This window comes from Pseudomonas sp. NPDC089758, from assembly GCF_044748705.1.
In the GTDB taxonomy this organism is placed as follows: domain Bacteria; phylum Pseudomonadota; class Gammaproteobacteria; order Pseudomonadales; family Pseudomonadaceae; genus Aquipseudomonas; species Aquipseudomonas putida_X.
The window spans coordinates 265,916-282,476 of sequence record NZ_JBIVGN010000005.1 but is presented as its reverse complement, the minus strand read 5'-3'; the positions used below and the strand labels follow the sequence as shown (position 1 = coordinate 282,476).

The 16,561-nt window shown below is 61.6% G+C and carries 18 protein-coding genes; 4 read left to right on the top strand and 14 right to left on the bottom strand.

The features are described 5' to 3' along the window. Positions 1-56 precede the first annotated feature (56 nt). The 14 genes from ACIPZH_RS09685 to ACIPZH_RS09620 form a co-directional block, all read right to left on the bottom strand. Positions 57-1,640: a flagellar hook-associated protein 3 gene (locus tag ACIPZH_RS09685; protein ID WP_400636037.1), complete on the bottom strand. Its 1,584-nt coding sequence runs from the start codon at positions 1,638-1,640 to the stop codon at positions 57-59. A gap of 13 nt (positions 1,641-1,653) precedes the next feature. Continuing rightward, on the bottom strand, positions 1,654-3,684 hold the full coding sequence (flgK, locus tag ACIPZH_RS09680) for a flagellar hook-associated protein FlgK (RefSeq protein WP_400636036.1): 2,031 nt from the start codon (positions 3,682-3,684) through the stop codon (positions 1,654-1,656). A 12-nt stretch (positions 3,685-3,696) separates the two neighbouring features. Continuing rightward, entirely contained in the window at positions 3,697-4,863 is a 1,167-nt protein-coding gene (gene flgJ, locus ACIPZH_RS09675) for a flagellar assembly peptidoglycan hydrolase FlgJ (protein ID WP_400636035.1), read from the bottom strand. A gap of 11 nt (positions 4,864-4,874) precedes the next feature. Further along, positions 4,875-5,984, bottom strand: a complete 1,110-nt coding sequence (locus tag ACIPZH_RS09670; RefSeq protein ID WP_241804600.1) for a flagellar basal body P-ring protein FlgI — start codon at positions 5,982-5,984, stop codon at positions 4,875-4,877. Between the two features lie 12 nt (positions 5,985-5,996). Next, positions 5,997-6,692 carry a flagellar basal body L-ring protein FlgH gene (gene flgH / locus ACIPZH_RS09665; protein WP_241804601.1) on the bottom strand — a complete coding sequence of 232 codons (696 nt, stop codon included), beginning with the start codon at positions 6,690-6,692 and terminating at the stop codon, positions 5,997-5,999. Positions 6,693-6,726: 34 nt separating this feature from the next. Then, on the bottom strand, positions 6,727-7,512 hold the full coding sequence (gene flgG, locus ACIPZH_RS09660) for a flagellar basal-body rod protein FlgG (protein ID WP_012315556.1): 786 nt from the start codon (positions 7,510-7,512) through the stop codon (positions 6,727-6,729). Positions 7,513-7,559: 47 nt separating this feature from the next. Further along, positions 7,560-8,300, bottom strand: a complete 741-nt coding sequence (gene flgF, locus ACIPZH_RS09655) for a flagellar basal-body rod protein FlgF (protein ID WP_042111635.1) — start codon at positions 8,298-8,300, stop codon at positions 7,560-7,562. Positions 8,301-8,491: 191 nt separating this feature from the next. Beyond that, complete coding sequence (locus ACIPZH_RS09650; RefSeq protein ID WP_349976555.1) at positions 8,492-8,677, bottom strand: hypothetical protein; 186 nt, start codon at positions 8,675-8,677, stop codon at positions 8,492-8,494. Between the two features lie 72 nt (positions 8,678-8,749). Beyond that, positions 8,750-10,105 carry a flagellar hook protein FlgE gene (flgE, locus tag ACIPZH_RS09645; RefSeq protein ID WP_267817763.1) on the bottom strand — a complete coding sequence of 452 codons (1,356 nt, stop codon included), beginning with the start codon at positions 10,103-10,105 and terminating at the stop codon, positions 8,750-8,752. A 30-nt stretch (positions 10,106-10,135) separates the two neighbouring features. Continuing rightward, positions 10,136-10,843, bottom strand: a complete 708-nt coding sequence (gene flgD / locus ACIPZH_RS09640; RefSeq protein ID WP_400636034.1) for a flagellar hook assembly protein FlgD — start codon at positions 10,841-10,843, stop codon at positions 10,136-10,138. 15 nt (positions 10,844-10,858) lie between these two features. Beyond that, complete coding sequence (flgC, locus tag ACIPZH_RS09635; protein WP_012315561.1) at positions 10,859-11,302, bottom strand: flagellar basal body rod protein FlgC; 444 nt, start codon at positions 11,300-11,302, stop codon at positions 10,859-10,861. A gap of 2 nt (positions 11,303-11,304) precedes the next feature. Further along, complete coding sequence (gene flgB, locus ACIPZH_RS09630; protein ID WP_012315562.1) at positions 11,305-11,715, bottom strand: flagellar basal body rod protein FlgB; 411 nt, start codon at positions 11,713-11,715, stop codon at positions 11,305-11,307. A gap of 334 nt (positions 11,716-12,049) precedes the next feature. After that, complete coding sequence (gene cheR / locus ACIPZH_RS09625; RefSeq protein WP_012315563.1) at positions 12,050-12,877, bottom strand: protein-glutamate O-methyltransferase CheR; 828 nt, start codon at positions 12,875-12,877, stop codon at positions 12,050-12,052. A 51-nt stretch (positions 12,878-12,928) separates the two neighbouring features. Beyond that, a complete protein-coding gene (locus ACIPZH_RS09620) occupies positions 12,929-13,858 on the bottom strand; it encodes a chemotaxis protein CheV (protein WP_241804605.1) in 930 nt (309 codons plus the stop codon). A gap of 78 nt (positions 13,859-13,936) precedes the next feature. On the opposite strand from ACIPZH_RS09620, the gene flgA reads away from it, so the two are divergent. The 4 genes from flgA to ACIPZH_RS09600 all read left to right on the top strand — a co-directional run bounded on the left by flgA (position 13,937) and on the right by ACIPZH_RS09600 (position 16,493). After that, positions 13,937-14,689, top strand: a complete 753-nt coding sequence (flgA, locus tag ACIPZH_RS09615) for a flagellar basal body P-ring formation chaperone FlgA (protein WP_267817769.1) — start codon at positions 13,937-13,939, stop codon at positions 14,687-14,689. Between the two features lie 151 nt (positions 14,690-14,840). Next, positions 14,841-15,152: a flagellar biosynthesis anti-sigma factor FlgM gene (flgM, locus tag ACIPZH_RS09610; RefSeq protein WP_241804607.1), complete on the top strand. Its 312-nt coding sequence runs from the start codon at positions 14,841-14,843 to the stop codon at positions 15,150-15,152. A gap of 49 nt (positions 15,153-15,201) precedes the next feature. Then, a complete protein-coding gene (locus tag ACIPZH_RS09605; protein WP_115274169.1) occupies positions 15,202-15,669 on the top strand; it encodes a flagella synthesis protein FlgN in 468 nt (155 codons plus the stop codon). 80 nt (positions 15,670-15,749) lie between these two features. Further along, positions 15,750-16,493 (top strand): flagellar brake protein, encoded by a 744-nt coding sequence (locus ACIPZH_RS09600; protein WP_400636033.1) that lies wholly within the window; start codon positions 15,750-15,752, stop codon positions 16,491-16,493. Positions 16,494-16,561 lie beyond the last annotated feature (68 nt).

The following is a 16,561-nucleotide window of genomic DNA, read 5'->3' as shown; positions in this document are numbered from 1 at the left end:
AAGCGGCGTGGCCAGCACCGGACGGGCTGGCACACGGGTGATACCGGGAGGACTTATCAGATGTAGTTGACCAGCGACAACCCAGCGACCTTGGCATAGGCCTGCATCGACGCCTGCAGCATGTTGGTCTGCATCTGCAGGCGCAGCATCACTTCGGCTGGATCACTTTCGCGGATCGAGCTCTGGGTCTTGGTGTTCTCGGTGCCCAGCGCTTCGTTGGTTTCGGCCTGCACGTCCAGCGCCTGGCCGCGGCCACCGATACTGCTGATGGACGACGACACTTGGTTAGTGGCACTGGCAATGTTGCCGATGGCCGAATCCAGCGACGCGAGGAAGTTCTGCCGGGCCACCGGGTCGTTATCGACCGGGCTGTTCAGCGCCTGGCGCAGCTGGCTGATGGTGTCGAGCACGTTCTGGGTCTGGTGCGTGTCGACTTTGACTGCGAACGAGTCACCCGTACTTGGCGCTCCGGACAATTCGAAGCTGACGCCTGCGGCAGTGGCGGTCGTGCCGTTCGGGCCGCCAAGGGCACCCGAGGCGACAGGGCGGCTGTCAGCGGTCACGGGCGAGGCATACAACTCGAAGGTATTGGTGCCGGTGAACTTGAGCACCGCGCCGCCGGACGGAAACGCCGCTTTGTAAGCGGCCGGGTCGGTGATGGTTGCACCGGTGATTTGCTCCGACGAGGTATTGCCGGGGCTGCGCGTGCCGGACACCTGGTCGGCCTTGGAGCTGAGGTTGAAGGTATGGCCGGCGATGACGGCATCTTCGTTGCCTTTATCGCCGTCCTTGAAGGTGATGTCCAGACGCAGATCGACGCCGCGGAAGCTGATCGTACTGTTGTCGACGGCAGGGTCGAACTTGCCGCCTTGGCTGGCTTCCAGGGTGACGTCATTGTTATTGGCGTCGGTGATCTTGTACTCGGTGCTGCTGATGAACTCGATCTTGTAAGGTTCGCCACTGCGGAAGCGGTCATTGTAGGCGGAGCTTCCGGAAACCTGGCCGTTGGACAGGCTGACACGGCCATCGTCGGTGGCCGGCGCAGTAAGCTTGGTTTCGCTGCGGCTGGTATTGAGAGCCTGCTCGAAAGCGTCGTAGCCGGTCTCGTTCGCGGCCAGGCTGAGCATGTCACCGACCTGCAGGTTCAACTTGCTCTGGTCGCCCTGATAGCTGTAGGTACCGTCGGAGTTGCGCGCATAAGGCGGTGTATCGCCCTTTGAGCCCGAGAAGATATATTTGCCGTTCTCGTCTTTGCTGTTCATCAGCGAGAACAGCTGATCTTCCAGAGACGACAGTTCATCGGCATTGGCCTTGCGATCGGCATCGGTGAACGTGCCGTTACCCGAACTCACCGCCAGTTCGTTGACCCGCTGCAGGATGGTGCCAATGGAGTTCAAGGTGCTTTCGGCAGTACCCAGCGCATTTCTCACATTGGTGATATTGCTCGAATACTGCTTGAGCATATTTTGCTGCTGCTCCAGCTGCAGCAGGCGCGCCGCCCCGACCGGATCGTCCTTGGCCGAGCGCACGCGAATACCATCGCTGGCCTCCTGCTGGGTCTTCACCGTGTTGGCGAAGTTCTTCTGATAGTTGGCGCTGTTGGTGTTGTAGAACTGCGAAGTAGAGATGCGTACGCTCACGATCTACGGCTCCTTAAAGACTGTTGATCAGGGTGGCGAAGGTTTCCTGGGCCGCCTTGATGATCTGCGACGACGCGGTGTAGTACTGCTGGAACTTGATCAGGTTGCCGGTCTCTTCGTCGATCGACACGCCCGACAGCCCGTTACGGCTGTCTTGTGCAGAGGTGTGCAGCGCCGTGGTGGCATCGCTGTCCATCTGCGCCTGCCCGGCCTTGCCGCCGACGTTGGACACCAGCTTGGCGTAGGCATCGGTGAAGCTGATGCCCTTGCCGTCGGCGCCGACTTCGACGGTGGATTTGGTCTGCAGGTCGATCACCGACTGGCCGTTGCGGTTATCCGCCGAGCCTGCGCCAGTCAGTGCGACGGTGTAGCTGTCGCCATTCTTCGGGGCGCCGGAGACGCTCATCTCGAAGGTGAAGTTGCCGCCCAGCGAGTTGCCGTTGGCATCGACCATCGGCACCGACAGCTGCAGCTTGTTTTCCTGGCCCGGCACGATGGTGCCGCTGCCGATCTCGGTGCCCTTGGCGTCGTACATCTTGTACGCCTGGGGCGAGGTGCTTTCGTCGCCGAACACCAGCTTGACCGGGGTCGAATACTTCAGGCCGTTCTGCAACTGGGTACGCTGGGCCGCATCGTAGATATCCAGCTCGGAGGTCAGCGTCGGCTGGGTGATCACGCCCGTGCCCTTGTTGCCGGAACCGCTTGTGGCGGTCAGCGGCGACGCCAGCGCCAGGCGCTTGGGATCGCTGAGCACGGTGTCGATGTTGGCCGCAGCGTTGCGCGTCGGGGTGATCTTGAAGCTGTCACCGGCGCTCAGGCCACCGCCATTGAGCGACAGGCTAAAACCGTCGATCACGGGTGGTGGGTTGTCGGTCAGGTCGAAGCTGCCCATGTCGGTGCCTTCGGGCAGCTTGCGCACGTTGTAGCCGGTGGCGCTGGTAAAGGTTACCTGGTAGTCGCTGGTGGACAGCTTGCCGGTGTCCTTGATGGTCACATCGAGGTTGCCGGAGCCTGCGCTGTTGCCGGTCTTGGCGATGCTGCGCTGGGCGATGGCGGCGGCGCTGTTGATGTCGCCGAACAAGGTGGCGCCGAAGTCGCCATTCTTGTCGATGCCCTGGGCCAGCTGGCTGTTGATCGCGTCGGCCACCACCAGCGCCACACGGCCCAGTTCGTTGAGCGCAGGGTCGAGGGTTTCCTTGCGGTAGCGGATCAAGCCGCCCATCTCACCACCGGTGGTGCTGTTGGTGATGTCCATCTTGGTCGAACCGCGGTTGAGGATCAGGCTCATGCGGGTCGGGTCGGTGGCACTGGGCTCCACGCCCAGGGTCTGGGTGGTCTTGCCCAGCACCAGCGCCTGGCCGTTCTTCAGGTAGATGTCGTAGTTGCCGTCACGCTCGACCACATCGGTGCCAATCAAAGCACTCAGCTCACGCACCGCACCGTCGCGCTGGTCGAGCAGGTCATTGGGCTGGCCGGAGATGGAGGCGACGCGGGAAATCTGATCGTTGAGGTCGGCAATGGTCTTGGTCAGGCTGTTGACCTGATCAGCCAGCGAGGCCATGTTGCTGTTGATGTTGCTGTTCTGCTGATTGAGCTGCGACGACAGGGTATTGAAGCGCTTGGCCAGGGACTGGGCGCTGGTCAGCAGCAGTTGGCGCGAGGCGTCTTCGGTCGGCTTGGCGGCGGCGTCCTGCATGGCGCTGAAGAAGCTCTGCAGGGCCGCGGTGATGCCGGTGTCGCTGCTGGAAAGGGCGGTATCCAGCGGCGTGATCTGATTCAGGTACGAGGACGCTTCGCTGCTCAGCGAGGTGGTGGTACGCAACTGGTTCTCGAGGAACGCGTTGTAGACACGGCGCACATCGGCCAGCGTGGTGCCGCTGCCGATGAAGACCTGGCCGACCTGCTGGCCGCCCTTGGTCTTCTGCACGTTCTGCTGGCGCGAGTAGCTATCGACGTCGGCGTTGGAGATGTTGTTACCGAGGGTGTACATCCCCGACTGCGCGGCGCCAAGCCCCGACATACCAATGTTGATCAGACTCGCCATGGTTCCATGCCCTTAAAGTTTCGTTGTAGTACCGAGCGATGCATAGCTCTCGTACGACTTCATCTGTCTTGCGATCTGCGAGATCTTGCTGGCGTAATTCGGGTCGGTGGCGTACCCGGCCTTTTGCAACTCTTGCACGAACTGTTCTGGCTTATCGGCCGCCTTCACCGCTTCTTGATAGCGGGAATTGTTCTGCAGCAGGCTGACCAGGTCGTGGAAGCTGTCCTGATAGGAGTCGTAGGAGCGGAACGCTGCGGTCTCCTTGACGAACTGGCCGTCACGGAACTCGCTGGTGATCGCCCGCGCCGAATCGCCTTCCCAATTGCCCGTGGCTTTGATGCCGAACAGGTTGTGGCTGCTGCTGCCATCGCTGTTGCGCATGACCGACTTGCCCCAGCCGGTTTCAAGGGCTGCCTGGGCCACCAGATAACGCGGGTCGACACCGATGCGCTTGGCGGCCTGCTCGGCCATCGGCAGCATGGTGGCGACGAATGCGTCGCTGTCGGTGAACGCTTTTTTCGGCGCCAGAGGCGGCTGCGCCACGGCACGGCCGGTGATGCGCAGCCCGCGCTCGGGCACAGCGAAGCTCTGCGCCACCTGCTGCCCATCGCGGGCCGGTACGGCGGCGGTATTGGTGGCTGCCGCCGGGTTGCCCGCCGAGGGCACGATACCGGCCAGCAAGCGGTCGGTCAGCTTGCCCGGCAACGCCAGGCGCCTTGAATTGAGCGCGGCAACGTCATTGCGGGTGGCAGTCGACTGCACGGCATGTACCGGGTCGGCTACCTTGTTGCCCCACAGCGCCGGCGCATTGCCTTCGCTACGGGGGAACGGGCTGGTGTTGACCGGCGCGCTCTTGTTCTTCGACAGCTGGCGCACCAGCACGTCCTGCAGGCCGATACCGCCACCCTCGCGGGACATGCTCACAGCCAGCTGCTGGTCGTACATGTCGCGGTACTGCTTGACCGTCGCGCTGTTCATCGGGTTGTCGTCGGCCAGTACGTCACTGGCCTTGCGCGAGGCCTTGAGCATTTCGCTGATGAACAGCGACTCGAATTCCTGGGCCACCTTGCGCACGTTGGCATCGCTGTCGCGATCACCGTGCTTGAGCGAGCTCAGGCGATTGAGGTCGGTGTAGGCGCCGCTGTCGGCCGTGCTGGAAACCAGGCTTTTCGAGTTCATGCGTGGCGTCCTCAGATCACGATCAGGTCGGCCTGCAAGGCGCCGGCCTGTTTCAGGGCTTCGAGGATGGCCATCAGGTCGCTGGGCGCTGCGCCCACCTGGTTCACCGCACGGACGATTTCATCCAGTGTGGTGCCCGGGCCGAACTTGAACATTGGCTTGGCTTCCTGTTGCGCGTTGACCCGCGAGCGTGGCACCACGGCGGTCTCGCCATTGGAGAACGGCCCCGGCTGGCTGACGATCGGGTCTTCGGTGATGGTCACGGTGAGGCTGCCGTGGGTCACCGCCGCCGGCGAAACCTTGACGTTCTGGCCGATCACGATGGTGCCGGTACGCGAGTTGATGATGACCTTGGCAACGGCCTGGCCCGGGTCGATCTCGAGGTTTTCGAGGATCGACAGGTAGTCCACACGCTGGGTCGGGTCCATCGGCGCGCTGACGCGCACCGAGCCGCCGTCCACCGCCTGGGCGACGCCTGGGCCGAGCAGTTCGTTGACCTTGTCGACGATACGCTTGGCGGTGGTGAAGTCGGGCCGATTGAGGTTCAACGTCAGGGTATTGCCCTGGTTGAACCCGCTCGGTACTGCACGTTCCACCGAAGCGCCACCTGGAATACGACCCGCCGACGGAACGTTGACGGTGATTTTCGAGCCATCGCGGCCTTCGGCATCGAAGCCGCCGACCACCAGGTTGCCTTGGGCAATGGCGTAGACGTTGCCGTCGATACCCTTGAGCGGAGTCATCAGCAGGCTACCGCCGCGCAGGCTCTTGGAGTTGCCGATCGAGGACACGGTAATGTCCACCACCTGGCCCGGCTTGGCGAAGGGCGGCAAGTCAGCATGCACCGACACTGCGGCGACGTTCTTCAACTGCACGTTGCCGGAGCCGGCGGGCACTTTGATGCCGAACTGCGACAGCATGTTGTTGAACGTCTGCAGCGTGAACGGCGTCTGGGTGGTCTGGTCACCCGTGCCGTTGAGGCCCACCACCAGGCCGTAACCGATCAACTGGTTGGAACGCACGCCCGAAATACTGGCGATGTCCTTGAGGCGCTCGGCATGGGCGCCGAACGCACAGGACAGAAGCAAGGTTGCGGCAATCAGTTGCCTGACGTTGAACATGTTCATCCGTACTCAGAAGGGCCAAAGCGGGCTGAGGAAGAAACGGTCCAGCCAGCCAGGCTGGCTGGCGTCGGCGAAGGAACCGGTACCCGAATAGGTGATGCGCGCGTCGGCCACACGGGTGGACGGCACGGTGTTGTCGGTGGCGATGTCGTCGGCGCGGATCAGCCCGGCGATGCGCACCAGCTCTTCGCCGGTGTTCAGGGTCATCCACTTCTCACCCCGCACGGCAATGATGCCGTTGGGCAGCACTTCGGCGACGGTGACGGTGATCGAGCCGGTCAACGTGTTGCCCTGGGTGGCCTTGCTGTCACCTTTGGTGGCACGTTCACCGCTGTAGCCCGCCTCCAGCGACAGGTCGCCGCCGCCGAACGGGTTGTTGGTGTTCGGCGTGGCACCGAACAGCGAGGTCAGGCCGATGTTGGCGCTGCTGTCCTTCTGGATCTGCGAACCGGCATTCTTGCTGGCCGAGGTACGTTCGTTGAGCGTGATGGTGATGATGTCACCCACGCGGAACGCCTTGCGGTCGCTGTACAGGTTCTGCTCGAAGCCGGCCTGGTAGATCGAACCGTTGTTGGCCGCTGCCGGCAACGGGGTGCGCGGCAAAACCGGCGCGTAGTACGGGTCGTTGGGCTTGGGCGTCGGCGCGACGCAACCAGCCAGCAACACCGCCCCCCCCAGGGCGAACAGGGACAACAGACGATTCATGACGCTTACCTCACGGTGTAACAGGGACTTGGGCTTACAGCTGCTGAGTGACGAACGACAGCATCTGGTCAGCAGTGGAGATGACCTTGGAGTTCATCTCGTAGGCGCGCTGCGTGGTGATCATGTTCACCAGCTCTTCCACGGTGCTGACGTTGGAGTTTTCCAGGGTCTGTTGCAGGGTGGTGCCGAAGCCGTTCAGGCCAGGGGTACCGACCTGTGGGGCACCACTGGCAGCGGTTTCCAGGAACAGGTTGTCGCCGATCGCCTGCAGGCCGGCCGGGTTGATGAAGTCGGCGGTCTGGATGTTGCCGATGACCTGCGCTGCCGGGTTGCCAGCGGTGGTGATCGACACGGTGCCGTCCTGGCCTACGGTGAAGGTCTGGGCGTCGTTCGGCACGACCACCGCAGGCTCCAGCGCGAAGCCGTTGGCGGTGACGATCTGGCCGTCGGAGTTCAGGTGGAAGGTACCGTCACGGGTGTACGAAACCGTACCGTCCGGCTGCAACACCTGGAAGAAACCACGGCCGTTGACCGCCATGTCCAGCGGGTTTTCGGTGGTCTGCAGGCTGCCGGTCTGGAAGTTTTTCTGGGTGCCGACGATGCGCACACCGGTACCGACCTGCAGGCCCGACGGCAGTTCGCTGTCCTGGGTGGACTGCGCGCCTGGCTGGCGTTTGATCTGGTACAACAGGTCCTGGAATTCGGCGCGGTCGCGCTTGAAGCCAGTGGTCGAAACGTTGGCCAGGTTGTTGGAAATGACCGTCAGGTTGGTGTCCTGGGCGGACAGGCCGGTTTTAGCGACCCAAAGAGCCGGAAGCATCAGTATTCTCCTCGTGCGCCTGTTTTACGGCACCCGTTCAAGTGTGGTTAGCCGAGTTGCAAAACACGCGCCATGGCTTCATCGCCTTCCTTGGCCGCGTTCATCATCTTCACGTGCAGTTCGAATTGGCGAGACAGCGCCAGCACCGACGTCATTTCTTCGACGGCATTGACGTTGCTGCCTTCGAGGAAGCCAGATACGACCTTGACGTTGACATCGGCAGCTGCCGGCTGGCCGCTGGTGGTGTGGATCAACCCGTCCAGGCCCTTGGTCAGGCCCTTGGTGTCCGGGTTGACCAGCTTGATCCGGTCGACCTCAGCCATCACCCGCGGGTCTTCACCCATGGAGCGGATGCTGATGGTGCCGTCAGCGCCGACTTCGACTTTCTGCTCTGGCGGAATGGCGATCGGCCCGCCGTTGCCGATCACCGGCATGCCATTACCGGCGCGCAGCACGCCGAGGGCATCGATGTTCAGGCTACCGGTACGTACGTAGGCTTCGCTGCCATCGGGGGCCTGCACGGCAATGAAGCCCTGCCCCGCCACCGCCACGTCCAGGTCACGCCCGGTCTCGACCATGGGCCCTTCACTGAAGTCGGTGGCCGGACGCTCGGTCATGGCAAACGCCCGCGACGGAAAGCTGTCACCGAACACCGGCATCGAGCGCGCCTGCTCCAGGTCACGCTGGAAACCATTGGTGGAAATGTTCGCCAGGTTGTTGGCGTGGGCCTTCTGCGCCAGCGCGTTCTGGCTGGCGCCGGTCATGGCCACGTAAAGCATCTTGTCCACAGTCATCCTCCGCTGCACTGGCGATCGTTTGCCGCTCGCCGTTGCTGTGCAGGCACTAAAGCAAGTTCCGAACCAACTTTTTGAAATGCTGAAAAAGCCCGTAAATACGGGCTTTGAAGGGTGCTACCAGGCAGGAGAACGCCGGTTATCCGGCGCGGGGTTGCCGGTAGCGGCAAAGCCGGCGCAGGCAATCACCGATCGCGGCAACCGCCATTGTTGTAGGGCCCGGCAAAACGCTTCCAGCCCTCCCCCGGCGACCACTGCGAGCACACCAGGCGCCCATCCACCTGGCTTTCCCAGCGCCACCAGGGCGCAGTACCCGCATGAGCCTGATACAGGCAGAACACGGCAAGCGCGGCGACAAGCCACTTTTTCATAAGCCCTCCCACAAAAACGACGAACCCCTTCATGGCAAAGGGGTTCGTCTTCACACAATCAACCCGCGACCATCAGGTCATCTGGATGATGGTCTGCATGATGGTGCTTTCGGTGGAGATGGTCTTGGCGTTCGCCTGATAGTTGCTCTGCGCCTTGATCAGCTCGACCAACTCCTGGGTCAGGTTGACGTTCGAAGCCTCCAGGGCATTGGACTCGACGCTACCCAGAGTACCGGTCTTGGGCTCGTCGATGCCGGGAATGCCGGAAGAGAAGGTTTCGGTCCAGCGGGTGCCGCCGATCTGCTGCAAGCCCTGCTCATTGGCGAAGCTGGCCAGCGCCACCTGGCCAATGGCGCGCGACTGCTGGTTGCTGAAGCTGGCGAACATCACGCCGGTGGAGTCGATGCTCAGGCTCGACAGGATACCGGTGGCGTAACCATCCTGGGACTGCGACATGCGCGCGGTCTCGGTGTTGTAGGACGTGGTGCTGTTCATCGACAGTTTCATGCCGTCGGCGTTACCCGCAGCGCCATTGGACGCCCAGTTGCCTGCCGAATCCTCGACCGCTGGCACCCAACCGGTCATGGTGAAGGTGTTGTTGGTCACGGTGAACGAAGCACCCGCCGGATGGCCCGTGTTATCGGCAGTCATGCTGCTCACAGAACCATCGCTGCTGAAACTGATGGTGCCGGTCAGCGGCGTGGTGGAAGCAGGATCGAACGGGTTTCGACCGTCGACCAACGTGTACATGGTCCATTCGTTCGTACCGGTCTTGCGGTAGAACTGCTCCATGGTGTGCTCGTTACCCTGGCTGTCGTACACCTTGGTCGGGAACGACTTGGTGTAGGTCGTCTCGTCGGTAGGGTCGAACGGCAGATTAGGCACCATCGCACCCGTGCCATCATCGATTTCCAGTGGAATATCGGTGGCCGAGGAGTTCAGGTTGATGCCTTGGTCAATCAGCGAGGTGGCTTTTGGCTGCAGCGCCGAGGTGTCGATCTGCAGGTCAGTCAGCACACCCTTCTGGATCTTACCGTTCGCATCGGCCGCGTAGCCTTGCAGGCGCAGGCCGTCCGAGGTGACCACGAAGTTGTTCTTGTCGGCCTGGAACGCACCGGCACGGGTGTAGACGCGCGAACCGTTGTCGGACAGGACGAAGAAGCCCTGGCCCTGGATACCCATGTCCAGCACGTTACCCGTGTTGTTGACATCACCCTGGGTGAATTGCTGGGAGATCGCCGCCAGGCGCACGCCGTTGCCGACCTGGTTCTTGCCCACACCCAGGCGGTTGGCACCGGCATAGACGTCGGCGAACTCGGCACGCGAGGATTTGAAGCCTGTGGTATTGACGTTGGCGATGTTGTTGCCGGTAACGTCCAGCTGTTTGTTGGCTGCGTACAGACCGCTAAGGCCGATATTGAAAGACATGAATTCGCTCCTGCGCCGCGCTGGCGGGCCTTAGATGCCGATGGTTTGTATGTCAGAGAGGGAGACCTTGCCGACGCCAGCAAGGTTGAGCACCATTTCGCCGGTGGCATTGAAGCTGACGCTGGTCACCTTGGCCGGCAGCAGCGTGCTCATCTGCACCGACTGGCCATCCACGGTGGTGCTGGCGGTGAAGGTATAGGTGCCCGGGTCGACCTTCTCGCCGCTGTCGTTGGTGCCGTCCCAGATGAAGTCGGCATAGCCGGCTTTCTGCTCGCCCAGCTCGATGGTCTTGACGGTATTGCCGTCCTTGTCCTTGATGGTGATCTTCGCTTCACTGATTGCCTGCGGCACGACGAACTGTGCATTGAAGCTTTCAGTGGTATCGACCACCGCCTTGTCGTTCTGCACCACCACCGAACGGCCGACCAGCGAGGAGGCCTGCAGGGCCTGGGACGACGCCATGGCATTGGTAATGCTGCTGACCGATTCGTTCAGGGAGGTGATGCCTTCCAGGCTGCTGAACTGCGCCAGCTGGGCCACGAACTCACCGTTCTCCTGCGGATCCAGCGGGTTCTGGTGCTGCATCTGGGTAACCAGCAACTGCAGGAACGCGTCCTTGCCAAGCGTATCGGTACCGGTCTTGGACACGGTATCGGTGGTTTTCTTGGTGGTACCACCGACGCCCGACGCTGTCAGGACATCATTGAGGTTCACACCGCTGGTGCTATCGACTGCCATGGTCCGGATTCCTTATCACTGACCCAGGGTCAGCACTTTCTGCATCATGTTCTTGGCGGTGTTCATCAGCTCGGCGTTGGTCTGGAACGCGCGGCTGGCGGAGATCATGTCAGCCATCTCCTCGACCACATTGACGTTCGGGTAGTAGACGTAACCGTCCTTGTTCGCCGCCGGATGGTTGGGCTCGTAGCGTGCTTCGAGGTTGCTCTGGTCTTCGATGATGCCCTTGACCTGCACACCCTGCCCTGCCTCGCCCTGGTCTTCGAACAGCGACTGGCTGCCGCCAGCCTGCGCATTCTGGAAGGTGGTGGCGAACACCGGATGCCGCGCGCGGTAGGTCTGATCGATACTCGACGAAACCGTCTCGGCGTTGGCAATGTTGGAAGCAACGGTGTTGAGGCGGGTGTTCTGCGCGCTCATGCCGCTACCGGCAATGTTGAAGACACTGGACAGGGACATGGTCATTCTCCTCGCAGGGCAGAAACCAGCCCTTTGAATTTACTGTTGAGCAGGGTGAAGCTGGCCTGGAAGCCAATGGCGTTTTCCGTGTAGTTCGATTGCTCGATCTGGGCGTCCACGGTGTTCTGGTCGATCGACGGCTGCGTCGGTGTGCGGTACTGCAGCGTGTCGTCGGCCATGGCCAGGCCTTCGGCCTCGATGTGACGGCTGTTGGTTCGGTCCATGGCAAAGCGGCCACCGCTCTGCTGCTTCTGGCTTTCGGCGGCGAGCACCGAAGAGAAGTCCATGTCACGCGCCTTGTAATTGGGCGTGTCAGCGTTGGCGATGTTGTTGGCCAGCACTTCGGCGCGCTGGGCGCGGAAGCCCAGTGCCTTTTCATGGATGCCAAGCGCCTTGTCGAAACTGATGCTCATGTCGGGGAAACCTTCGAAGGTTGACCGGAATATCGTTGGCCAAGCTATAGCAAGGGCTGTGCCAATGTCCGGAAAGGCCAGAAACACTGGGCTGGGGCGGGGATGGCTGATGGCGCGATGCCAGAAAAGCGGCAAAAGGCTTCCGCCTGAACAACGCAAAGCGGCAATTGCCGGGCGGCAAAAGCGGCAAAACAAAAAATTGACGTCAACAGGCGGGGGTGGCGCTGGGGGGCAACACGCTGCTTGGAACATCAGGCTTTTGAGCGCGAGCGCCGCGCGGGCGGCGTTCGCGCTCAGGCCTGCCCGAAACAGACCGGCAGGCGCTCGCAGCCGATCACTTGGCCTGGTAAATGATCCCGGGGCTGCACTGCACCATCTGGTAGTGGTCCGGCAACCCATTGAGCGCCTCGGACGCCCCCAGGAAGAGGTACCCACCTGGCTTCAGGGTGCTGTGAATACGCAGCAGGATGTCTTTCTTCACCTGTGCCGAGAAATAGATCAACACATTCCGGCAGAACACGATGTCGAACTTGCCCAGCGCCGCGTAGCTGTCGAGCAGGTTGAACGAGCGGAACTCGACACGGCTGCGAATCGCCGGCTTGACCGCCCAGCGCCCCGGCCCCTTGGTGTCGAAGTAGCGCTGCAGGCGCTCCTGGGACAAGCCGCGGGCGATCGCCAGGCTGTCGTATTCACCGGTCTTGCAGTTGTTGAGCATCGACCCGGACAGGTCGGTGGCAACGATCTGCGCGCCCATCTTCAACTGGCCCAGGTTGCTGCGCTCGAACTCATCGATGGCCATCGAAATGGAGTACGGCTCCTGGCCCGACGAGCAGGCCGCCGACCACATGCGCAGGCGCTGGCCGGGGTTGTTCTTGATGAACTCGGGAATGACCTTGTTCTTCAGCACTTCGAATGGGTAGGTGTCGCGAAACCACAAGGTTTCGTTGGTGGTCATCGCATCCACCACCTGCTCGCGCAGCCCCCCACGCGGCTGAGCCTGGATGCGCTGCACCAGTTCGCCCAGGCTCTTGATGCCCTGCTGCTCCATCAGCTTGTTAAGACGGCTGGAGACCAGGTACTGCTTGTTCTCACCCAGCAGGATGCCACAGGCTTTCTCCAGGAATACCCGGAACTGTTCGAAATCCAAATTACCCGTAGACACTACTGCGGCCTCTTTTCAATCACAGGTACCGGGAGTCGCCTCCCGGCTACTTCAATGCGTTGCCTTGATCCGGTCGACCACGCGCTGGGCCAGGTCGTCCGGCCTGAACTTGGCCAGGAAGTCATCGGCACCGACCTTCTTGACCATCGCCTGGTTGAACACCCCGGACAGCGAAGTATGCAGGCAGATATGCAGCTTTTGCATGCGCGGGTCACTGCGGATCTCGGCGGTCAGCGTATAACCGTCCATCTCCGGCATCTCGATGTCCGAAATCATCATCAGGAACTCTTCTTCTGGCCGCTTGCCCTCCTCCACCAGTTTGCGCAGGTAGTCCAAGGCCTGGCGCCCGTCATTGAGCGCCACCACCTCGACACCGACCGTCTGCAGGCAGCGGCTGACCTGTTTGCGCGCCACCGACGAATCGTCAACGGTCAGCACACGCAGCAGCACGGCCTTGTCCTGGGTGTCGGCATCGACCACACCGGCTGACACCGACTCGGACGACGGCGCCACCTCGGCCAGTACCTTTTCCACGTCGATGATTTCAACCATGCGGTTGTCCACCCGGGTAACCGCAGTCAGGTAATGGTCGCGGCCGGTGCCCTTGGGTGGCGGGTGGATTTCTTCCCAGTTCATGTTGACGATGCGCTCGACCGAGTGCACCAGAAAACCTTGGGTCTTGGTGTTGTACTCGGTGATGATCACGAAGCTGTTGCGAGTCTCTTCCTGCAGCCCGGGCAAGCCGGTGGCCATCGACAGGTCGAGAATCGGAATGGTCGCCCCACGAATGTTGGCCACACCACGCACCACTGGGTGGGACTTGGGCAGCACGGTCAGCTCAGGGCATTGCAGCACCTCGCGGACCTTGAACACATTGATGCCGTAAAGCTGCGCGCCATTGAGGCGGAACAACAGCAATTCCAGGCGATTCTGCCCAACCAGCTGTGTGCGCTGGTTGACTGAATCCATAACCCCCGCCATGCCTGACTCCTTTTTCTTTCTGCCATATCGTAGCCACTCCTACAGCGAGTCGGCACGGGCTTTGCTTTTTTGAGCGTCATGTACACGAAAACGACAATTTTCCGACGACTGACGCACCTGCTGAGCGGCTCGCTGGCTGCACTGTGCCTGCTGGCACCCGGCGCTCGAACGCTGGCGGACGCGGTTACCTTGCCTGAACAGCTTATCGGTGTCACCCAAGGGTTTCTTGAATTCACCGTAGAGGATTACCTGGCCACGACGCAGACACCAGGCCGCTACGAAATACAGGTCAATTCGCTCGACCCGCGCCTGCGCATGCCGCTGTGCAGCCAGCAACTGGACGCTTCGCTGGAAAGCCCGGCGCAGCCATTGGGGCGTGTCACGGTACGTGTACGCTGCGACGGCGCCGCGCCGTGGACCGTCTTCGTGCCGGCCACGGTGCGGCTGTTCCGCGATGTGGTGGTGGTTACCCGCCCGCTGAAGCGCCAGAATATCGTGGGTGAAGGTGACGTGGCCCTGCGCGAACGTGACGTTGGCACCCTCACCCAAGGCTTTCTCACCGACCTTGATCAGGTGGTTGGCATGAAGATGCTGCGCCCGACGGTGATCGACCAGGTTTTGACCCCACAGCACCTGGAGCAGGCCGAAGTGATACGCAAGGGCGACCATGTGGTGATCATCGCCCGCAGCGGCAGCCTGGCCGTACGCATGCCCGGCGAGGCCCTCAGCAAAGGCGGCCAGGGCGAACAGATCCGGGTGCGCAACCTGAATTCGCAGAGGGTAGTGAAGGCCCGGGTCACCGCCCCCGGCCAGGTGGAGGTCGCCATGTAGATTGGGCTGGCAGTGTATTACCGCTTTTTCTAAACTGTATCAGGAACGGGTTCGCGGGCTTGCCGAGAGGCGGCTGAGCATTTACGCCTAAAGTTTCTTTCGCAATGGCCGAAAACATGGCAAGCGTCCAAATACCCAGGGGTTTCTGATCATGGTCATCGACTTCAGTCGTTTGAATAACTCTCCGTCCATCACGGGCGGCGTTCGCGGCAATGCCGCGCCCGGCAACGCCGACAAGTCCGGCGAAACCACCGCGCCGAATAGCGCAAGCGCCAGCGGAGAAGCGGTACACCTCAGCCAAGAGGCCCAGCAGTTGCAAAAGGTCAGCGACAAGCTGCGCGACCAGCCCGTTGTCGACAATGCCCGCGTGGCACAGTTGAAACAGGCGATCGCAGATGGCAGCTACCAGGTCGATGCCGGCCGGGTCGCCAGCAAACTGCTCGATTTCGAAGCCCAGCGCTGACCGTTCGGCGCGCTGACTTCACGGACGCTTGAAAAGCCAAGAGTTAGCCATGCACGACATCACATTGCTGCAACTGATCGAAGACGACATCGCCCCCACCCAGGAGCTGCTCGACCTGCTTCAGCAGGAGGCAGTCGCCCTGCATGGGCGCGATATGGCACCGCTGGAGGGCATCCTGGCCCGCAAGCAATCGCTGATCGTTCTGCTCGAGCAGCAAGGCCTGCGGCGCAATCACCTGCTCACCAGCCTAGGCCTGAGCGCCGACCGTGCTGGGGTTCAGGCCGTCGCTGCGCAGTCGCCAAACGGTGAAGTGATCATGCAGCAGCTCAATGTGCTGACCCAGCTGATGGACGCCTGCCAGAAGGTCAACGAGACCAATGGCCGGATCATCCAGGTACAGCAGCACGTCACGGCCAACCAGATCAGAATCCTCATGGGCGGCGATTCTCCGTCGCTCTACGACAGCCGTGGCGCCACTTCGCCACTGGCCAAGCCTCGGGCGCTCAGCCAAGTGTGATTAGTTCTATCAAGGCACGGAACATACTGGCAAAATGCCTTTACTTGCGTGTGTCGTTTTTGCCTGGAGATTGATAACCCGTGTTCAATGAAACCGATGCTCCGCAGCCGCCAAAGGTGCTGAACACTCCTTTGGAGATTGCGGCCAACCTGCGCCAGTTGCTGGAGAGCCATGATCCTTTGATCATCACCTTCCATGAGCGCAGCCAGCGTTTCCAGAGCTACGTGGTTCATGTGGACCGTGACAGCAATACTTTGGCGCTGGACGAGATGATCCCGCGCGATGGCGAAAAATTCATCGAGAACGGCGAGCCGTTCCGCGTTGAAGGGTTCCACGACGGCGTACGCATTGCGTGGGAGTGCAACCACGAATTGAGGATCACCGAGGTCGATGGCCATCGCTCCTACCGCGGTGCCTTGCCGGACGAGGTGACCTACCACCAGCGGCGCAATGCATTTCGCGCTGCGCTGAAGCTGTCGCAGCTGGTCGATGTGATTCTCGATGGCACCCATCTCAAGGGTAATGGCGCCTTGCGCGGCAAGCTGCTCGACATCTCCGCCACTGGCTGCAAACTGCGGTTTGACGGCGACGTCGAGGCGCGCCTGCAACTGGGCCAGGTTTACGAGCGCTTCAAGGCCAGCAACCCGCTGGGCCTGGTGGACATGATGGTCGAGTTGCGCCACCTGCATTACGAAGAGCGGATCAACACCACCTTTGCCGGCGTACGCTTCCATAACCTCAATGGCCCGGCGCAACGCAAGATAGAGAGCTTCGTGTACCAGTTGCAGCGCGAAGCGCGGCGGTTCGATAAAGACGATTATTGATCGTCTGCTTAGAACGCCCCCCTGAAGGCTGATGCCAGTCTTTTGAACGATTAGGGCCGCTTTGCGGC